At 32.8% G+C, this 18,682-nt stretch carries 18 protein-coding genes; 5 read left to right on the forward strand and 13 right to left on the reverse strand.

Translation table 11 applies throughout. From position 1 onward, the window contains the following. Positions 1-3,564: a response regulator gene (locus NQQ59_RS03625; RefSeq protein WP_144213709.1), complete on the reverse strand. Its 3,564-nt coding sequence runs from the start codon at positions 3,562-3,564 to the stop codon at positions 1-3. Between the two features lie 16 nt (positions 3,565-3,580). Then, complete coding sequence (locus NQQ59_RS03630) at positions 3,581-4,795, reverse strand: hybrid sensor histidine kinase/response regulator (protein WP_144213711.1); 1,215 nt, start codon at positions 4,793-4,795, stop codon at positions 3,581-3,583. Between the two features lie 387 nt (positions 4,796-5,182). Here NQQ59_RS03630 and NQQ59_RS03635 point away from each other — a divergent pair, with 387 nt between their 5' ends. Beyond that, complete coding sequence (locus NQQ59_RS03635; RefSeq protein WP_144221476.1) at positions 5,183-6,031, forward strand: SDR family oxidoreductase; 849 nt, start codon at positions 5,183-5,185, stop codon at positions 6,029-6,031. A 96-nt stretch (positions 6,032-6,127) separates the two neighbouring features. Continuing rightward, on the forward strand, positions 6,128-6,388 hold the full coding sequence (locus NQQ59_RS03640) for a SemiSWEET family sugar transporter (RefSeq protein WP_144213713.1): 261 nt from the start codon (positions 6,128-6,130) through the stop codon (positions 6,386-6,388). Between the two features lie 64 nt (positions 6,389-6,452). Here the strand turns inward: NQQ59_RS03640 and NQQ59_RS03645 are convergent, their stop codons facing one another. Beyond that, positions 6,453-7,262 (reverse strand): hypothetical protein, encoded by an 810-nt coding sequence (locus tag NQQ59_RS03645; protein ID WP_144213715.1) that lies wholly within the window; start codon positions 7,260-7,262, stop codon positions 6,453-6,455. A gap of 327 nt (positions 7,263-7,589) precedes the next feature. Beyond that, a complete protein-coding gene (locus tag NQQ59_RS03650) occupies positions 7,590-7,931 on the reverse strand; it encodes a hypothetical protein (RefSeq protein ID WP_144213717.1) in 342 nt (113 codons plus the stop codon). Between the two features lie 196 nt (positions 7,932-8,127). Between NQQ59_RS03650 and NQQ59_RS03655 the strand changes: the two genes are divergently transcribed. Further along, positions 8,128-10,935, forward strand: coding sequence for a PAS domain-containing sensor histidine kinase (locus NQQ59_RS03655; protein ID WP_144213719.1), 2,808 nt, complete (start codon positions 8,128-8,130; stop codon positions 10,933-10,935). On the opposite strand, the gene NQQ59_RS03660 is transcribed toward NQQ59_RS03655, so the two are convergent. After that, complete coding sequence (locus NQQ59_RS03660; protein WP_144213721.1) at positions 10,936-11,370, reverse strand: response regulator; 435 nt, start codon at positions 11,368-11,370, stop codon at positions 10,936-10,938. Positions 11,371-11,590: 220 nt separating this feature from the next. On the opposite strand from NQQ59_RS03660, the gene NQQ59_RS03665 reads away from it, so the two are divergent. Then, positions 11,591-12,091: a pyridoxamine 5'-phosphate oxidase family protein gene (locus NQQ59_RS03665; protein ID WP_144213723.1), complete on the forward strand. Its 501-nt coding sequence runs from the start codon at positions 11,591-11,593 to the stop codon at positions 12,089-12,091. Between the two features lie 128 nt (positions 12,092-12,219). Here NQQ59_RS03665 and NQQ59_RS03670 read toward each other — a convergent pair whose 3' ends face one another. From NQQ59_RS03670 to NQQ59_RS03680, 3 genes are all read right to left on the reverse strand, one after another. Further along, positions 12,220-12,936: a DUF72 domain-containing protein gene (locus tag NQQ59_RS03670; protein WP_144213725.1), complete on the reverse strand. Its 717-nt coding sequence runs from the start codon at positions 12,934-12,936 to the stop codon at positions 12,220-12,222. Continuing rightward, on the reverse strand, positions 12,933-13,664 hold the full coding sequence (locus tag NQQ59_RS03675; RefSeq protein ID WP_144213727.1) for a DNA-formamidopyrimidine glycosylase family protein: 732 nt from the start codon (positions 13,662-13,664) through the stop codon (positions 12,933-12,935). Before NQQ59_RS03675 ends, NQQ59_RS03670 begins: the two co-directional genes overlap by 4 nt. Before the next feature lie 65 nt (positions 13,665-13,729). Continuing rightward, positions 13,730-14,281 (reverse strand): YciE/YciF ferroxidase family protein, encoded by a 552-nt coding sequence (locus NQQ59_RS03680; protein WP_144213729.1) that lies wholly within the window; start codon positions 14,279-14,281, stop codon positions 13,730-13,732. Between the two features lie 188 nt (positions 14,282-14,469). Between NQQ59_RS03680 and NQQ59_RS03685 the strand changes: the two genes are divergently transcribed. Then, positions 14,470-15,006 carry a hypothetical protein gene (locus tag NQQ59_RS03685; protein ID WP_144213731.1) on the forward strand — a complete coding sequence of 179 codons (537 nt, stop codon included), beginning with the start codon at positions 14,470-14,472 and terminating at the stop codon, positions 15,004-15,006. An 81-nt stretch (positions 15,007-15,087) separates the two neighbouring features. Here NQQ59_RS03685 and NQQ59_RS03690 read toward each other — a convergent pair whose 3' ends face one another. The 5 genes from NQQ59_RS03690 to NQQ59_RS03710 all read right to left on the reverse strand — a co-directional run bounded on the left by NQQ59_RS03690 (position 15,088) and on the right by NQQ59_RS03710 (position 18,575). Further along, entirely contained in the window at positions 15,088-15,732 is a 645-nt protein-coding gene (locus NQQ59_RS03690; protein WP_144213733.1) for a DUF5661 family protein, read from the reverse strand. 88 nt (positions 15,733-15,820) lie between these two features. Continuing rightward, positions 15,821-15,982, reverse strand: a complete 162-nt coding sequence (locus tag NQQ59_RS03695; RefSeq protein WP_073417710.1) for a DUF1328 domain-containing protein — start codon at positions 15,980-15,982, stop codon at positions 15,821-15,823. A gap of 87 nt (positions 15,983-16,069) precedes the next feature. Then, complete coding sequence (locus NQQ59_RS03700) at positions 16,070-17,164, reverse strand: DNA topoisomerase IB (RefSeq protein ID WP_144213735.1); 1,095 nt, start codon at positions 17,162-17,164, stop codon at positions 16,070-16,072. Positions 17,165-17,205: 41 nt separating this feature from the next. Continuing rightward, a complete protein-coding gene (locus tag NQQ59_RS03705; RefSeq protein ID WP_257698134.1) occupies positions 17,206-17,445 on the reverse strand; it encodes a DUF7218 family protein in 240 nt (79 codons plus the stop codon). A gap of 257 nt (positions 17,446-17,702) precedes the next feature. Next, entirely contained in the window at positions 17,703-18,575 is an 873-nt protein-coding gene (locus tag NQQ59_RS03710; protein ID WP_144213740.1) for an XAC2610-related protein, read from the reverse strand. Between the last annotated feature and the right edge of the window lie 107 nt (positions 18,576-18,682).

Here is an 18,682-nt window from a genome sequence, read left to right on the forward strand (position 1 = left end):
TTAGATTTTATCGTACAGCCAAACTCGCAACAATGACAACAACTGATCTACATCTACAGGTTTTGTAATGTAATCTGAAGCTCCCGCTTTAATACACTTTTCACGGTCGCCTGTCATTGCTTTGGCGGTTACAGCAATTACGGCTAAGTTAAGAAATTTAGGATTACTTCTAATCTTTTCAGCTGTTTCGTAACCATCCATATTTGGCATCATCATATCTAATAATACAACATCTGTATCTGGATTTTCATCTAAAATTTTAATCGCTTCTTTTCCATCAAATGCTGTAATAACATTCATTTTAAAGGCTTCCAAAGCTTTAGAAAGCGAATAAATATTACGAACATCATCATCAACAATTAGTACTTTTTTCTCAAACAAAATATTGTTTAATGAATTCAGTTTCTTGTGAACCTCTTTTGCTTTCCCCTCCTTCTTTTCTTCAACCAAATGAAGGAAAAGTGAAACCTCATCCAGCATTCTTTGGTATGAATGAGCTGTCTTCACAATGATAGAATCAGCGTACTTTCTAATCTTTAATTCTTCTTTTATCGATAAACTTTTTCCTGTAAATACAATTACAGGCAGGTTTTCTAATCCTGGGCTTTTCTTAACGCCATCCAAAATTTCATAAGCTTGTTTGTCTGGAATTCCCATATCCAGAATCACACAATCTACTTCCTGTTTTCCTAAAGCTGATAGACCTGCAGAAACTTCACTTTTTATCTCTGAATTTATATTGTATGTTTCTAAGAAATAAGCCAGCGCTTTTGCATGTTTTGGGTTGTCTTCAATAATTAAAACCTTTTGAGATTCTTTATTGATGATGTGCTCAATACGCATAAAGACTTCTGGAATTTTATCAAAAGCAACTGGTTTGTCTAAGAAATCAACAGCACCTTTTAACAAACTTTCCTGTTTCAATTTATGCGAAGACATAATGTGAACCGAAATATGTTTGGTCTGAGAGTGATTTTTCAATTCTTCTAACACTTCCCAACCGCTTTTAATAGGAAGTTCGATATCCAACAGAATTCCAATTGGTTTATAAATTAAAGCAAAGTTTAAGGCATAATCTCCTCTTACCGCTACAACTCCTTTATATCCTTTTTTCTGCGTAAAAGCCAAAAGTGATTTTGCAAAATTAATATCGTCTTCCACGATCAAAATAACCTTATCGCCTTCTAAAATAGAATCGCGATCGTCTTCAATTTCTGCCGGAACAACTTCGCTAATGTATCTTGGTCTTGCTTCTTCATTTTCGTACTCTTCCTCGATTACTTCTACGTCCGGAATTTTACTAACAGAAACTTTATTAACAGCAAATCCTAAAACCGGAAGACACAAAGTAAATGTACTTCCTTCATTTACTTTACTGTGAAGTACAATTTCTCCTCTTAATAATTTTGCAAGTTCACGACTGATAGACAATCCTAAACCTGTTCCTCCGTATTTACGTTTTGTTGATCCGTCGGCTTGTTGGAAGGCTTCAAAAATTAAGGGTTGTTTTTCTAACGGAATTCCAATTCCCGTATCTTTTACAATAAAGCAAATCACTTTATCATTATCAGAATCTACTTTTATTTCAAGAGAAACGGTTCCTTTTTCTGTAAACTTAATTGCATTAGAAATCAGGTTTTTCAGAATTTGTTCCAAACGCATTTTATCTGTTTTGATAACAATTGGCGCATCTTTAGAAATAATTTCAAAATTAATTCCTTTCTCTTTTGCCACTAAGAAAAACAAGTTATGAAGGGTATCAACAATTTCCTTGGTAGAAACATCCAGAAATTCCAAATCCATTTTACCGGCTTCAATTTTAGACAAATCGAGAATTTCATCAATTAATCCAAGTAAACTATTTCCTGAACTCTGAATTACTTTTGCAAATTCAATTTCTTCATTATTCATGTTTTTGTTATTGTTCTCAGATAACAAACGGCTTAATAATAAAATGGAATTCAGCGGAGTTCTTAATTCATGCGACATATTTGCCAAAAACTCCGATTTATAACGTGTAGTTAACTCTAAAGCTTCTGATTTCTTTTGTATCTCGGTATTTTTTTCTTCTAATAAAACGCTTCTTTCCGAAAGTTCTTCATTTGTTTGTTCTAATTCCTCCTGTTGTACTCGAAGTTCTTCTTCAGAAGCTTGTAATTTTTCGGTTTGCGCTTCTAATTCTGCGTTGATTGCTTCCAGTTCGCTGTGTTGAATTTGAAGTTCTTCAGATTGCGATTTCGTTTCTTCCAAGAGTTCCATTACTCTTTTACGGTTTTGTGTTGCTTTTAAAGCAATTCCGATATTATTGGCAACCAAATTCAAGAATTCTAATTGCAATACAGAAAAACCATAAATACTAGCCAATTCAACTGCACCTTCTACTTTAAAATCTATCAACGGAAGAGCTACAATATGAGTTGGTTTAATTTCTCCTAAAGCATAATTAATATGAATATCATCTGGAGATAATGTTTTTAATTCCAACATTTTACCAGAAACAATAGCTTGCCCAATTAAGCCTTCTCCTTTTTTAATTCTTTCACGGTTTTTACTTGGTATATAACTGTATCCTCCAGAAATTGTAATTTCTTCGCCATCTACAACATACAAAACACCTGCGCTGCTGTTGGTATATTGACATAAAAATTCAATTACATCTTTTGCTAACTTCTGGATTGTTTTTTCGCCCAGCATTTTATCATTTAACGTAGCCACACCAGATTGCAACCATTCTTTTTGAGACAATAATTCGAAAGAACTTTTCAAAGAATCTTTCATATCATGAATAGAAGTTCCGAGCGTGCCCAAAGTGTCGGCTTTGCGATCGTCGATTTGAACATCGTAATTTCCTTTCGAAATTTGTGTTGCAATACCGCTAATTACTTCTAATCTTTCTGCTGTTTCTTTATCTTTTTTCTGTAATTCCTGTTGTAATAAAGCTCTCTCGTTGAAATCTTTCAGAATTCTAGCTAGAAAAACAGTAGAAATAAGAAAGGCAATTAAAAAAGCAACAACAATCAAAGACAAGCTATAATTACCGTAACGTTCTGAATTTGAATTACGTTCATCTAAAAGTTTTTGTTCTGTACTTTCAATTTTTTTGATGAGCGCTTTCATTTCGTTCATCATATTTCGACCTTCATTCAAATCAAAAATCAGTGTTTCTTTGCTTAAACGCTTTTTGACGATTTGATTGTTTAAATATTTAAAGAAACCTGAACGCTTATCTCGTAAGTCTTCCAGTAATTTTTTCTGCGAAGGATTATCAGAAGTCAATTCATCTAATTTATCAAAATAGGCATTTGATCGGTTTTCAGAATCATTAAACCGAGCAACGAACTGTTCGTCGCCTGTAAGCAAATAGCCTCGCATACTGGTTTGTGCTTCTGTGATAATTGCTGAACCTTCGTTCAAATTATAAATGACATCCTGAGTATGGTTTACCCAAAAGTTACTGCTTAGTAAACTTTTAATACTAACAAACGAAGCAACTGAACTAATGGTCAGTACAAGAAGCGAAACAAGTGAACTTATTAATAAATTTCTTTTAAAATTGCTCTGCATAAAGATTCTATACTTATTATTTATTGGTTAATGGAAGTACAATTATAAAACTTGCACCCTCTCCTTGTTTACTTTTAGCGGTAATTAATCCGTTATGTTTTTCTATGATTTTCTTGGCAATTGCCAGTCCAATTCCAGTTCCTTCGTAGGTTTGACGGTCATTTAAGCTTTGGAAAATAATAAAAATTCTATCGAGATAAATTTCGTCAAAACCAATTCCGTTATCTTTTACGGTGATTCTACAGAAATGCCCTTCTGGTGATGTTGGGCTGTCAAAAGATTTTTCTACAATAATTTCAGAAGTAATTTCGATTACTGGTTTTTCTTCACTTCCTGAAAATTTCAATGCATTTCCAATCAAATTCTGAAAAACCTGACGCATCTGACTCGGAATACTATCTACCGTTGGAAGTTCATTTGTTTTTATTTCAGCACTTTTATTCTCTATCAGATAATCAAAGTCTGAAAGAACTTCTTGTAAAACCACATTTAAATCTGTTTTTTCTGGTTTTACCTGAGCCGAAAGTCTGGAATACGCCAAAAGATCGGTAATTAAAGTCTGCATTCGTTCTGCCGATTTTATCGTTCTGTTGACATAATCGATTGCCTTATCGTCGGTTTTGAGATAAAGGTCTTTTATAATTTTTATGAAGATCTGAATCTTTCGGATTGGTTCATTTAAATCGTGTGAAACCACCCATGAAAATTGTTGCAATTCGTGATTTCGAAGCTCCAATTCTTCATTTTTCTGAACCAATTCTTTAGTTCTTTCCGCAATTTTGATTTCCAGATTGTCCTGTGCTTCTTTTCTGATTTTAATTTCTTTAGAAAGCAAGTCTTTCATTACTTTAAGCTCGTTCTGCTGTTCGTAGATTTTAATGAAAGTCTTCACTTTTAAAATTAGCAGATCTGTATCGACAGGTTTTGTGATGTATTCTACAGCACCTGTTTCATATCCTTTAAAAATGTATTTCTTTTCGGTATTAAGAGCCGAAAGAAAAATAACGGGAATATCTTTGGTACGTTGATTTCCAGAAAGGATTTTTACAACTTCAAAGCCATCAAGTCCTGGCATTTGAACATCCATTATAATCAGACAATAATCTGTTTTTAGAATTTTCTTTAAAGCTTCTTCTCCAGATTCGGCACTATCAACATCGATATTATGCAGCTCTAATGTTTTCTTTAAGGCAATAATATTGGCCCTTATATCGTCTACAATTAATACCATGTCTGGAGTTTAAATCTGTTGTAAGTCAAAATGGTTGAATTTAAATAATATGAAAATTTTCTTATTTTTTTAATAATTTGAAAAGGTAGCTATTTAAAATGGCGTGTAAATTCTCAAATGTATAAAAAAATAAACGAGCAGGTTTTTTATCTAAAATGAAATATTTTACACAATTCCCACTTTTACTTGGAAATTTAACGCTTTGGGATGATACTTAAGTTATTAGAAAATTTCCTGTTATTTTAACATTTCTTCTTAATGAAAGTTTTTTCACACAACAATGTCTGTTTAATTTTTATTGAGGCAAACAAAATCGCTTTAAAGACAAGCAAAAATCACATTATGATCTAATTTTAAGTACTAAAAGTGTTTAAAAAGAGACCAATCATGAAGAAGATAAAAACATTCCCTGAACAAAAACAAAATCTCCCTGGCAATGAACATATGATGAAACCCGAGCCAGAAATTATAAGAGAAAACTATGTTGGAAGTGGTAAATTATTAGGAAAAACAGCTTTTATAACAGGCGGCGACAGCGGTATCGGCCGAAGTGTTGCCGTACATTTTGCCAGAGAAGGCGCCAATATTGCAATTGTTTATTTAAAAGAAGACAAAGACGCTCTTGAAACCAAAAAAATGATTGAAAAAGAAGGACAGCAATGCCTTTTAATAAGTGGTGACCTGAAAGATGAAAAGTTCTGCAAAGCAGCCGTAAAAAAATGTCATACTAATTTTAAGAATATCAATATTGTAGTGAACAATGCTGCTGTTCAATTTCCGCAAAGCGAATTCGAAAAAATAACCTCAACGCAGCTCCATAAAACTTTTGAAACCAATATCTATCCCTATTTTTATATTACAAAAGCGGCTCTTCCGTTTTTAAAAGAAGGCGATACAATTATTAATACAACATCTGTAACTGCTTTTCGCGGAAGCGAACATCTCGCGGATTATGCCAGTACAAAAGGCGCTATTGTAAGTTTTACAAGATCACTTTCGAGTATGCTCGCGAAGAAAAAAATACGTGTCAACGGCATTGCGCCCGGTCCAATCTGGACACCGTTAATTGTCGCAAGCTTCGACAAATTAGCTGATTTCGGAAAAGACAATCCAATGGAAAGAGCCGGACAACCGTCTGAAGTAGCTCCTGCGTATGTGTTTCTCGCCTGCGAAGACAGCAGTTATATTACAGGACAATTTATTCATATTAACGGAGGTGAATTGGTTGGTGGATAGTTTTTTAACCGCAAAGAGCGCAAAGTTTTACGCTAAGCACGCAAAGTTTTAAAAAACTTAGAACCTCAGCCTCCCAGAATCTTAGAACCTTAAGAAATGAACTACATAGACATAATCGGTCTTTTTGCAGGAGCTTGTATTACAATCTCTACGATTCCGCAGATTTTGAAAGTTTGGAAAACTAAAAAAGTAAAAGAAATTTCGCTTAAAATGTTCGCCATTCTAACTTTCGGAATCGCGGTTTGGATCGTTTATGGCATTTTGAAAAATGATTGGCCAATTATTATCACTAACAGCATTTCGCTTTTTCTAAATCTCATTATGGTTTATTTTATTTTGCATTACGAAAAAGAATAATTCTCATAAAAGAAAAAAACAGCTCGGTGAAGCTGTTTTTTTGATGAAGAATATGTGAGGCTTTCTAGCTAGCTAATTTTTGGTTGTATGGTTTTAATTCTAATTGGTGTTTTAAAGTTCGTGTCTGCAAACTTCTTTTGATGAATTGCAATGGAGCAATTACAGCAACTGCATGCAACTTTTTGATTTCATTGATTTGCTTAGAAGCGAAGTTCAAAATCGGGTTAAAAGCAGTTAAATAGTTGTAACTGTGCTGTGCAATTTCCAATTCTAAAATTTCTCTTAAAATGCTTCTCATCAACAAATAGCGAACTGTTCCTTGTTTTGGAATCGTTTTTAATTCCTCAAACTTCTGCTCTATTTTATGATTTTCAGCTCCGATATAAATGTAGTTTCCAGATTCGTTTGTAAATATTCTTTTAACATCCGAAACAAATTCATTCTCCACATTTTCTACAATTGTTGGAATTCCGATTAAAGAAAATTGAATGTGTTTGTGACTTTCAAAATACAATACACTGTTTATTGATGAGGAATTACTCATAATCCCAGATTGATTTTTCTCTAAAGATTTCAGGTCGCCATTTGCACCAAAACTGTGTAAAAGACTTCCTTTTTCACAATACACAAAAAATACTGGTGTAAAAGGATTAGATTCGATACTCAAATTTACTTCTTCGTTAAAAGTAAGATCAAAATTTAGGTAAGTCATTTCTTTTTCAAAACGAGCTCCAGAGATACTTCCGTTTGCCCATTTTGATTTAAATGTCAATTTATATTCGTTGGCAGTAATTACTAAGTCACCACCAAAACTATCTTTAAAATTATTAAAAACAGCATCAAATCCTCCAGTATTTATGTAAAGTTTCTTCATTATATGGGTTTTGGTTTAATAAAACCGTTAGTAGCTATTTACGTACAAAGACTAACAGTGGTTTTATTTAAATTTCTATAACCCAAATTTCGTTTATCTTGTCAATCAATTCTTTATACAATTTCGGAGAGATATTTCATAATTTCTTTATTTAAGTGACAAAGGTTCAAAGCAACAAAGTGACAGAGTTTTTTAAGCATAGTCTTTTCTTCCTTTGTCTCTTTGTCTCTTTGTTACTTTGAACCTCAAAAAAAAAAGCAGCTGCCTCAAATAAATTTGAAACAACTGCTCATCAGCAAAATAAAAATACCAATCTATTTCTATGCTTTATATTACTTCGTTTATATCTGAATTTTTCGAATAATTGGCTTTCGGAATGTCTTTAAAAAACTCTGCTTCTTCCAAATCTGCTGTAGGACCATATCCTAATAAATGAGTCCCTTTTCTGTTATCTTTTGTTTCGATTACATATAAAATGGACATATCGTCTGGATCGCTCATCCCTTCATAACGATGATGTGCCACAATAAAAACATCTTGTGGCTGATAAACTTCTTTTGTTTCTGCATCAATTAAATGATTATCTTCAAACAAATATGTTCCTGTATAACCTTGTTCTGTATATTTTTTTATATAGTCGATTTCGTGTTTTGAATCTTCTCGTTTCATAACTGCTGTTTTACTGTTTATCAAATTTCTGCATTGAAAACAGATAAAATTAACTCTAACGATTTTAATCGTAGCTCATTCAAAAATCCTCTAAAATCGAAATTTATTTTTTATTAATTTTATGTGTGTTTAATAGTAGTTAGACATTTTTATACGACCTTTATTATCAGTACAAGACCATAACATTCCATTTTTAATGAACACTAATTATGATTTTTTGGCAAACGGAGGAGAAATGGGTAAACTTACCCGTGCCAAAGATTGGAGCAAAACATCCGTTGGACCAGTAGAAAATTGGCCTCAGAGTCTGCGTACAACTCTTGGCATTTTACTAAATTCTAAATTTCCCATGTTTTTGTTTTGGGGAGAAGATCATATTTGTTTTTATAATGATGCTTATCGTCCTAGTCTTGGTAATGATGGCAAACATCCTTCAATTCTTGGTGAAAAAGGAGCCGATTTCTGGGCTGAAATTTGGGATTTTATCAAACCACTTATCGATCAGGTTCTTACTAAAGGAGAAGCAACCTGGCATGAAGACCAATTATTACCGATTTATAGAAACGGAAAAATGGAAGATGTTTACTGGACTTTTAGCTACAGTCCTGTAAATGATGAAAACGGAAAAACAAATGGTGTTTTGGTAATCTGTAATGAAACTACCAATCAAGTACTTACTAGAAAAAAATTAGAAGAGAGCGAAAAACGTTTTAGAAATACGGTCAAACAATTACCACTCGGAATCTGTATTTTAAAAGGTGCTGATCTGGTTGTTGAAATGGCAAACAGCACTTACCTTCATATTATTGATCGAACAGAAAATGATGTTTTAAACAGACCCATTTTTGATTCTGTTCCTGAAACTAAAGAAACTGCGTATCCTATTATAAAAAATGTTTTTGAAACTGGCGAACCTTATTTTGCTGATGAGTTTAATGTAATCTTAAATCGTTACAACCAGCAAGAATTGGCTTATTTTAATCTTGTTTTTTATCCTTTAAAGGAAGAAAATGACATTACTGGAGTTATTGTTGTCGCTTATGAAATAACTGAAGAAGTAAAAGGAAGACATCTTTTAGCTGAAAGTGAAAAAGCTTTTCGAAATATTTTTATGGATTCTCCGATGGCAATGGCAATTTTTAGAGGAAAAGACCATATTATCGAATTAGCCAATCATACCATGCTATATACGATTTGGCAAAGAGAAGAAAAAGATACTATTGGAAAACCTTTATTGGAGGTTTTTCCTGAATTAGTCAATCAGAAATATCCGGAGTTATTAAATGAAGTGCGTGATTATGGTAAAACAATCCGTGAAAACGAATCAATTGCGTATGTAGATATTAAAGGAAAACTAAAAAAATTCTATCTCGATTACGAATACACACCGCTTTACGAAAAAAGCGGAAAGTCGTCTGGCATCATGGTAACGGTAAACGATGTAACTTCTAAAGTTAAAGCCAGAAAAAAAGTCGAAACAGCTGAAGAAAGAGCCAGATTAGCAGCAGAAATTGGAGAAATCGCCATGTGGGATTTAAATCTTCAAACTAAAAAACTAATCTACAGCGAAAATTTATTGGATATTTTTGGTTTTGAAAAATCTACAAAGATTGTACATCAAGACATTAGAAACCGAATTCTTCCAGAAGATGAGTCTATTGTTTTAGAAGCCTTTGAAAAAGCTTTAAAAACAAGTATTTATAAATATGAAGCCCGAATTCAGAAATTAGATGAAACCATAAGCTGGATAAAAGTACACGGTAAAATATTCTATGATGATAACAAAGAACCTGCAAAAATGATTGGAACGGTAATGGACATTACCGACGAAAAAGAAAATCAGGAAATATTACTCAAAAGCGAGAAAAAATTCAGGCTCCTTTCCGATTCTATTCCGCAGTTAATTTGGACAAGTGACTCCATCGGAAATCTCAATTATTTCAATGAAACTTTTTATACCTATTGCGGATTTTCGAAAAAAGAAATTGAGAAAAACGGCTGGCTGCAAGTCGTGCACCCAGATGACCGTGAAGAGAATGTAAAACTCTGGATGGAGTCTGTAAAAACAGGACATGATTTTTTGTTTGTACATCGATTCAAACGTTACGACGGCGAATACAGATGGCAACTCAGTCGCGCTATTGCACAAATAGATGAATTCGGAAAAATACAAATGTGGGTGGGAACCAGCACCGATATCGAAGAACAGAAAAACTTTACCAATCAACTCGAAGAGCAAATTATTGAACGTACGACTCAACTGGAACTTAAAAATCGAGATTTAGTCAATATGAATATTGAACTGCAGTCGTTTGCTTATATTTCAAGCCATGATTTGCAGGAACCATTACGTAAAATACAAACTTTTGCCAGTCGCCTTGCTGATTTAGATGATGAAAATATTTCGGCTATTGCCAAAACGTATTTGGGTAGAATTGAAGTTTCGGCAAAAAAAATGCAAACATTAATACAAGATTTACTCACCTATTCACGAACCAATTCTGCAGACCGCGTTTTTACAATTGTGAAAATAAACGAAGTTGCCGAAGAAGTCATAAGCGATTTCTCAGATCGGATTGAAGAAAAAAATGCCGTTGTAGAATACGGCGATTTAGGAGAAGCCACACTCATTCAGTTTCAATTCAGACAATTACTTCATAACTTAGTTGAAAATGCATTGAAATTCTCGAGACCTGGAATTCCTCCGAAAGTAAAAATTTCAGTAGAAAAAGTGAATGGAAAGCTACTTCCAAAAGCAGAATTTAAAGACAAAATGTACCATCATCTTCAGGTTTCGGATAACGGAATTGGATTTGAACTTGTTTATAAAGAAAAAATCTTCGAAGTATTTCAGCGTTTAAATACCGAAAGCGAGTTTAAAGGAACTGGAATTGGTCTGGCTATCGTAAAAAAAATCGTTGAAAACCATAAAGGATTCATCACCGTTTTCAGCGAAAAAGATAAAGGATCTGTATTTAATATTTACATTCCCGATTTATCGTAATCAATATTTGAATACAAAATTGGACTTGGTAGGAATGAATTTACTCCAGTCAATCTGCAAAGCGTGTTCAATAGATTTGATAATGTCACTCATTAAAACTGGTTTTGTAATAAAACCATTAGCACCAAGACTACGGCATTTTTCAATAATTCCAGGTTCGCTCGAAGTAGAATAAATAAGTACCGGTACATCTTTTTGGAAATCTGATTTTCGAAGTTCTTCTAATACATCAAAACCATTTTTCCCTGGCATATTCAAATCTAAAAAAACAACATGAGGTGCCGGAATTGGATTATTAGAAATAGCATGCAGCAATTTATCTCCTCCTGTATAGGTTTGAAGTATAATTTTCTGTGGCATAGATTCTACTGCATCGGTAAAAATGCTCAAATCATCGTCATCATCATCCGTGTAAAATATAGTATAATCGGCCATGTTACTTTGGGAGTAAATTTTAATTCTTCCAAATATAGTGTTTTTTATCCGATAATGATTGATTAATCCAATTCATACTCAATCTCAAATTGAAATCTCATAATTTCTCAGGTTAATTATATAATAGGAAAAAAGATAAAAATGGCAACTTTACTTTATCAATTTTCAGACAAATATCTATTTGTTTTTCAAACATATACAAACTAAAAAACACAATATCATGGGAGATCATAAAGACCTTAAGGATGAATTTGCTGTAGACAAAATAAAAGATCTGGCAGAAAATATCAAAACATGTATGTTTTGTACTTACAACGAATACAGATTACAGTCAAGACCTATGTCTGTTCAAAAAATCGACGATAAAGGACAGCTTTGGTTCTTATCGGACAGAAACAGTAGTCAAAATGCTGAAATTACTTTAAATCCGATGGTCGAAATCTTTTTTTCTGAACCACACGATAAATTCCTTACGCTACACGGAACGGCAAGTATTGAGCATGATAAAGAAACGATCAAAAAACTGTGGAGTCCAGAAGTTAAAATATGGATGCCTGGCGGTGAAGACGATCCAAATCTGAGCGTAATTAAAGTTGTTCCTGAAGATGGTTACTACTGGAATAATAAAAACGGAAAAATGGTTGCCATTGCCAAAATGACCGCTGCTTTAGTAACTGGAAAAACCATGGATGACGGAATCGAAGGAAGCTTAAAATTGTAATTTAGTTACAACAAAATTATTAGCCACAGATTAAAAGGATTTAATAGATTTTTTTCTACATAATCATTTTAATCTGTGGCTAAACTTTTTAAATAAATTCCTTATGCTCTTTGCGGTTTAAAACAAACCTAATTATTCATTCTTTTTAATTCTAAAGCATTTAGAATTCCTGCTTCACTTGCTGTATTATTAAAATAGACAAATCCTTCTTTTTTAGAGTGTATTTCACCTTTCACAACTATTAATTCATCTGTCGAATAACTAGAATGAAACATTCTCGGAATACCATGAAGTCTAATATACAACAAAGGGAAATCCTTAAATATAGTCTGCGGCAAATCAGGATGACTCACGCTACAGAATGTGATATTATTTTCTTTAAATGAATTCCATACATCCGGATTCCACCAGCTTTCATGACGAAATTCAATTACATTTTGAAAATCATAATTTAAAATGCCAATTATATTATCTAATTTTTCTTTGCTAAAAGCATAACTTGGCGGAAACTGAAATAAAATCGGCCCAAGCTTTTCTTTCATTCCGTTTATACACACTTCATAAAAGTCATGTAAAAGACTTTCACATTCGTGAAGCTTTTTAATATGCGTAATTTCTTTTGGTACTTTAATCGAAAATAAAAAGGCTTCGGGCGACTTATCGTACCAATTCTGAAAAATCTTAAGCGTAGGAAATTTATAAAAACTACCATTAAATTCGTAAGTATTAAAATGCTGACAATAAAATTCAAACCATTTTTTTGAGGGCAGATTGTTGGGGTAAAATATGCTTTTCCAGAAACTGTTGTAAAAGCTTGAACATCCTATTAATACTTTACTTTTCATATATATAATTCTTGACAATTGGTGCAGAAAAAACTTCTGCGTTTTCGTTCTCCTGTTTGTTTTTTATGAAATGGGAGATTACATCTCAGACAAACATCTTTTGTATAGGCTTCCCAATGTTGCTTGAGTTCAAATTTCTTTTTCCAGTATAAAAATTCGAAACTATACGTCGAGCATTCGGCAATAATTTGACTGATATAATCTGGAGGGATTTTTCCAATAATAGATTCAGGATGAATGTAACAACGGTATAAAACTTCATTTTTAATGATATTCCCTACTCCCGCAAAAATATCCTGATCCAAAATGGCATCGCAAATCATTTTGTCTGACATTTTTTCTAAACTAATCTGTGCCTTTTTGGGATTCCAGTCTTCATTCATCACATCAACACTCCAGTCATAATAAGAATTGAGATCTCCTTCTAATAATTTAACGGAACAGGTATAAAAATTAAGTTCTCCATCTTCAAAAACCAAACTTAATCGTGGTTTCGATTCTTTACGTTCATTAATTCTGTATGTTCCAAACATCAGCATGTGAATTTTTACGGTGAAAGAATCAAAACAAATCAAAAAATGTTTTCCCCAGGTCTTAAAAGCATTTATCGTTTTATCCTTTAATCGGGAAATATCAATAGCAGCAGTTCCAGAAACAGAAATGATTTTCTTTCCAGTAAATTGCTGTACTTCTTCTTTTAAAATTACTATGGAAGGACCTTCGGGCATAAATTCTTTTATTTATGAAAAAAGTGCAGTCTCAAAAACTGCACTTTTAAATACATTTTTATTCTTTATTCAATTTCAGCAGCTTCAAGATTAACTGCATTTACGGCAACTTCAGTCAATATTTTATCGGCACCTTTTTCTTCGTCTAGTGTTTGCTCCAGTAAAGTTGCTGCTTCTGGCAATCCGAGAGTTTCGGCAAATTGTCTTAAAGTTCCATAAGTAGCAATTTCGTAATGCTCAATTTTCTGACTGGCTGCAATAATTGCTGCGTCACGTACAACTCCAATTTCAGTTTCTTCCAGCATTCCTTTTGCTTCTTCAATCAAACCTTCCATAGCATCGCATTTTTTGGCTGTGGCTTTTTGTCCCAAAATCTTAAATACTTGTTCTAAACGCGCGATTTGCTCTTCGGTTTCGGTTAAATGATTGTCGATTGCATCTTTCAATTCTACTGAAGACGCATTCTTCACCATTGTTGGAAGTGCTTTTGTCAAAGCTTTTTCTGCCCAATAAATATCTTTTAATCCATCTTCAAATAATTCTGTTAAACCAGAAGCTGCATTTGATTTTGGCTTCGTAACTCCTCTTGGTGTGGTTTGTTTTTCTGTAGTTTTCATGGTAATAATTTTTACGATTAATAAGATTATAAAATTAGACTCTCTAAAATCGGACTGGTTATATGATTCACCATATAAATTGCATTCTAAACATCTGTTAATTATGCAATTAGAGTATATAATTCTATAATAATACGTGAAACTTCATCGGTAGCTTTGTAAGATAGAAATCATAAAAACAAAACGTCATGAACACTACAGATAAAAAAAACAGTTTAAATAGAGATATTCAGAATCATTTCTCTAATGACAGAAATTTAGGCGACGATTTAAAAGATGATATTCGTCAATCAGACAATGATAATGCTGAAATTGCAGAACGTGGTTACACGGTGAGAAACGGATATAATCCGAACAGACCAAATCCGGATCAAGAAGATTATATGTCTGATGATGATCTGGATGATCTAAACGATGATTTCCATACGGACAGAGATTTGGAAGATAATAATGATGATGTTTACGAAGTAGAACTTGAAGACGATGATTACGAAGATGAAGTTGACGAATTAGATAATCCTTCAGATGCTGGAGAAGACGATTACGACTTTAACGAAACAGAGGATGTTTTGGAAGATTTGGACGAAGACGAGGATGATGAGGAAGACGAAGATGATTATGTCGAAGAAGATATTGATGATCATGAAAATGATTACATAGAAGATGATGTCCAGGAAGATAATGATGACGAAGAATATCCTGAAAATGATCCTCGTCGTTTTTAAATCGATTTTAATATCACAAAAAGAAAAAACCGTCCGTTAAAAAACGAGACGGTTTTTTTGAGTTTAAAAAAATTCAACTACTTAATCTCCAATAATTTTCAATACTGGGATATCGTCCATTCGCGCTAGACGTTCTGCTAATCCCGCCCGCGCTTCGTTCAGTTCTTGTTCTGCTTTGCCCAATTCTATATACCATTGTTCTTTTCCTTTTGGAGAAGTTTCCAATTTTCGAACAATTTCATAGATTTCTCCTTCCGCTTCCATTACTTTCAATCTTTTGTAATAAGTCAAACTTTCGGTCATATGGGCAAGTGCAATCATGGCGGTTAAAAACGGATGATTATTGGTCACATTTACATCTTTTACTCTTCCGTGCTCCAATTCTACTTTTAAGGCAAAAGCAAATTCTTCCATATTAAAAGCTTCATGTTTACTCTTCGGATCTAAATAGGCTTTTATTGCATGCACATTATTCATCGTCGAAAGATCAACATCTGTTTGTTTACTGCTTAAATCTCTAAAAACAATGTTTGCTATAGCTCTGGCTTCTGCAATTGTCGGATCGTTTTCTGGATTTTCAAAATCACGAACCGACCAATCCCAATTTTTGGGATGAACAGGCTTTATGTATTTTTCGCAAAAATCTATGACATCATTTTTCAAACTTACCATTTCGTCTTCTCTTTTGATGTAAACATCCTGATAAGCACCGCTTTTTGTTCCCATGACTTCTATTTTTTAATTGTAACCACAAAACGACACATTATCGAAATAAATGTGTCGTTTTATGGTTCTTTATTTACTGCTATTTTTATTATACTCTCGTTCTTCCACTGATAAGTGAAATAATGAATAAGACTAAAAATATGAAGAATAAAATTTTTGCTATACTAGCGGCTCCAGCGGCAATTCCACCAAAACCAAATATTCCCGCCACTATGGCTAGAATAATAAATGTGACTGTCCAACGTAACATAATAATAGTTTTTTAGTTAATACTGATTTTTGATTCTGTTTGTATGTATAATTTAAGCTTTTTGAGAGATGCCTTAACTCTTTTATTTTAAGCGCATTCTGATTCAAAATTGACTTCATAATGCTGAATCAATTCTGAAAATGCGATTTCTGATTTTGTAAAATACTTTTTCGTACTGCGGCTTTTCTTTGCTCTATCAAAATATTTCTGGATAGAACCATCTTCATAAGTCGAAATCAAAAGCGGATGAACGTAATAATCTTTGCATACTTTTCTAGTATTTCCGAGCGCCTCTGCCGTTAAATCAAACGCAGTTATGACATTCTGTTTGATTACTTTTTCATCAGAAGTGACTCCCATTTCCATTAAACTTTCAAAGAAAATAATCGACGCAGCCCACGTTCTAAAATCTTTCGCACTAAAATCTTCGCCAGAAATATTGTGCAGATATTCATTAACGGCGTGACTGTCTAAAATCTTCTTTTCACCGTTTTTGTCATAATATTTAAACACTTCATAACCTGGAATTTCTTCACAACGACTAACCAATTTTATCAACTTTTTATTTCGAGTTGTAATGGTGTGTTGTTTTCCTTTTTTACCAATAAATTCAAATCGAAGTGAATTTTTATTGATATTAATATGACGTTTTCGCAAAGTCGAAAGTCCATAAGACTTATTGTCTTTTGCGTATTTTTCGTTTCCAATTCTGATATGCGTTTCCTCCATCAACCGAATGACTAAAGCCGTTACTTTCTCTTTCGACCATTCTTTCTTTTCCAAATCAATATCAACTTGTTTTCTAATTGATGGAAGTTTCGCACCAAATGCCGCTATCTTGTAAAATTTAGTCTGATTACGAATCAGATTCCATTTCGGATGATAACGGTATTGTTTTCTGTTTTTTACATCGATTCCAACTGCTTGCAAATGACCGTTTGTAACATCTGTTATTCGAACATTTTCCCAAGCTGGAGGCAATACCAAACTATTAATGCGTTTAATTTCATTTTTGCTTTTTACATCTCTTCCGTTTTTTTTATAAACGAAATGCTCTCCTTCGCGACATCTTACAATCGTCAATTGATTATCATTTATATACTCCAAGTCTAGTTTTTCGATAACTAAATGTGGTGCTTTTATCAATTGATCCATTAAAACTTCTTTTCTCGCAGCATTCATGATATTTAAATTTTTATCACACTAATAATTCATTTTAAATTTTAATTATTTCTTAAAGAATCAATTAAGTCTTTTTTATTCATATAAGATCTTCCTTTTATACCCACTTTACTGGCTTGTTTTTGAAGTTCTTCTTTGGTCCATTCTTCATAAGGCGTTGCCTTTCCTCCTTTTTTTCCTGCATTTGGCGTATTGGCAATACGTGCCGATTTTTCTTTGCTGTATCCTTTCTTTACCAACGCTTCATACTGCTCTTCATTTTTAATTCTTGGATTTGGCATGATTTCTATTTTTATAGGATTAAATTCTAAAAATCTGATAAGTCAAAGTTCCTCAAAAAGTAAGGCTATTCTGTTATAGAATTTTGTTCAGAATTTTCAAATTTGTGGGATGGGAATTTTGAAAGGAGGAATGTAAAATCTTAATTTTTAATTGTTGATGGTTGATGGTTGGTGGTTGATGGTTGATTGCTCGTGGTTGGTCAAAAAAAATCCCAACTCTTGGGAGTTGGGATTTCCTATACTTATATATTATAAAACTAATCACATTTAATCATCTTATAATCCTGCGTTTTTTCATCATATTCCATACAAGTCTTTTTAATTAAAACCATTTTATTATTAACGACTTTATATTCGGCGTTTTCATGACTTCTTCCTGCACAACATTGATTGTGTTCAAATATTCTCTTTTTTTTACTATCAAATTCTAAAGAAGTACCGCTAAAACTGCTTTCAAAATATTTGCCCGTTTTCGGATTAAAAAGAAAATAGATTCTGGAAGTATTGGGTCCAGCATAACTCGATTCGAAAACAGAGAATTCTTCAAATCCATCAAAATTATAATCTCCTATACCGATATTATACAATCCCCAAAGTTGACATTGCACATCAATTTTCTGAATTAATTTATCGGTCTTTTTTTCGATAATTTTTATAGCCGAAACTCTCGAGTAAAAACTGCCTTTTTCTTTATTAATAACTAATTTAAAGTATTTGTCTTTAAATGAAACAGGTTGCAGAATTTCTCTTTCTGTCCATTCTACATCATTTCCATAATTGATATCAAAGTCTTTTGCTAAACTTATTTTGAGTTCTTTTCCTGAATTTAAATCTTTCCAAACTCCGTTTAACTGATCGCTTTTCTCATCGTAATTTTCGAAAGTCAGTTTTGCTGTTTCCTTGTCATTTTTATCTTTTTCAATTAAAACGAGCGTTTTTCCCGTAAGTTTTGCATTTAAAACAATTGGAGTGTCGTAATTAGAGTAAGCATAAATTGCTGATCCTACTCCATCAGAATAAACATCAGAGACAAACTCTATTGGATATTTATCAATGAAACCTTTATAACTTATTTGGGCTGATAGGAAAGCTGTTGCTAAAAGAAATAGGAGTGTAATTTTTTGTTTCATGAAGCTTTTTATTTTCAATAGTATTACAAACATACATTTTCTAAATTTTATACAGCATCCAAATCCTATAACAATCCATAAAAATCCTGTAAAATTTTCTTACATCT

The sequence above is a fragment of the Flavobacterium panacis genome, assembly GCF_024649945.1.
GTDB classification, from domain to species: Bacteria; Bacteroidota; Bacteroidia; order Flavobacteriales; family Flavobacteriaceae; genus Flavobacterium; species Flavobacterium panacis.

Coding starts and splice junctions, on each gene's coding strand:
- NQQ59_RS03700 (WP_144213735.1), bottom strand. CDS start 17,164: ATGAATGCTGCGAGAAAAGAAGTTTTAATGGATCAATTGATAAAAGCA.
- NQQ59_RS03710 (WP_144213740.1), bottom strand. CDS start 18,575: ATGAAACAAAAAATTACACTCCTATTTCTTTTAGCAACAGCTTTCCTA.
- NQQ59_RS03680 (WP_144213729.1), bottom strand. CDS start 14,281: ATGAAAACTACAGAAAAACAAACCACACCAAGAGGAGTTACGAAGCCA.
- NQQ59_RS03705 (WP_257698134.1), bottom strand. CDS start 17,445: ATGCCAAATCCAAGAATTAAAAATGAAGAGCAGTATGAAGCGTTGGTA.
- NQQ59_RS03640 (WP_144213713.1), top strand. CDS start 6,128: ATGAACTACATAGACATAATCGGTCTTTTTGCAGGAGCTTGTATTACA.
- NQQ59_RS03695 (WP_073417710.1), bottom strand. CDS start 15,982: ATGTTACGTTGGACAGTCACATTTATTATTCTAGCCATAGTGGCGGGA.
- NQQ59_RS03650 (WP_144213717.1), bottom strand. CDS start 7,931: ATGAAACGAGAAGATTCAAAACACGAAATCGACTATATAAAAAAATAT.
- NQQ59_RS03665 (WP_144213723.1), top strand. CDS start 11,591: ATGGGAGATCATAAAGACCTTAAGGATGAATTTGCTGTAGACAAAATA.
- NQQ59_RS03625 (WP_144213709.1), bottom strand. CDS start 3,564: ATGCAGAGCAATTTTAAAAGAAATTTATTAATAAGTTCACTTGTTTCG.
- NQQ59_RS03630 (WP_144213711.1), bottom strand. CDS start 4,795: ATGGTATTAATTGTAGACGATATAAGGGCCAATATTATTGCCTTAAAG.
- NQQ59_RS03670 (WP_144213725.1), bottom strand. CDS start 12,936: ATGAAAAGTAAAGTATTAATAGGATGTTCAAGCTTTTACAACAGTTTC.
- NQQ59_RS03635 (WP_144221476.1), top strand. CDS start 5,183: ATGAAGAAGATAAAAACATTCCCTGAACAAAAACAAAATCTCCCTGGC.
- NQQ59_RS03660 (WP_144213721.1), bottom strand. CDS start 11,370: ATGGCCGATTATACTATATTTTACACGGATGATGATGACGATGATTTG.
- NQQ59_RS03655 (WP_144213719.1), top strand. CDS start 8,128: ATGAACACTAATTATGATTTTTTGGCAAACGGAGGAGAAATGGGTAAA.
- NQQ59_RS03675 (WP_144213727.1), bottom strand. CDS start 13,664: ATGCCCGAAGGTCCTTCCATAGTAATTTTAAAAGAAGAAGTACAGCAA.
- NQQ59_RS03645 (WP_144213715.1), bottom strand. CDS start 7,262: ATGAAGAAACTTTACATAAATACTGGAGGATTTGATGCTGTTTTTAAT.
- NQQ59_RS03685 (WP_144213731.1), top strand. CDS start 14,470: ATGAACACTACAGATAAAAAAAACAGTTTAAATAGAGATATTCAGAAT.
- NQQ59_RS03690 (WP_144213733.1), bottom strand. CDS start 15,732: ATGGGAACAAAAAGCGGTGCTTATCAGGATGTTTACATCAAAAGAGAA.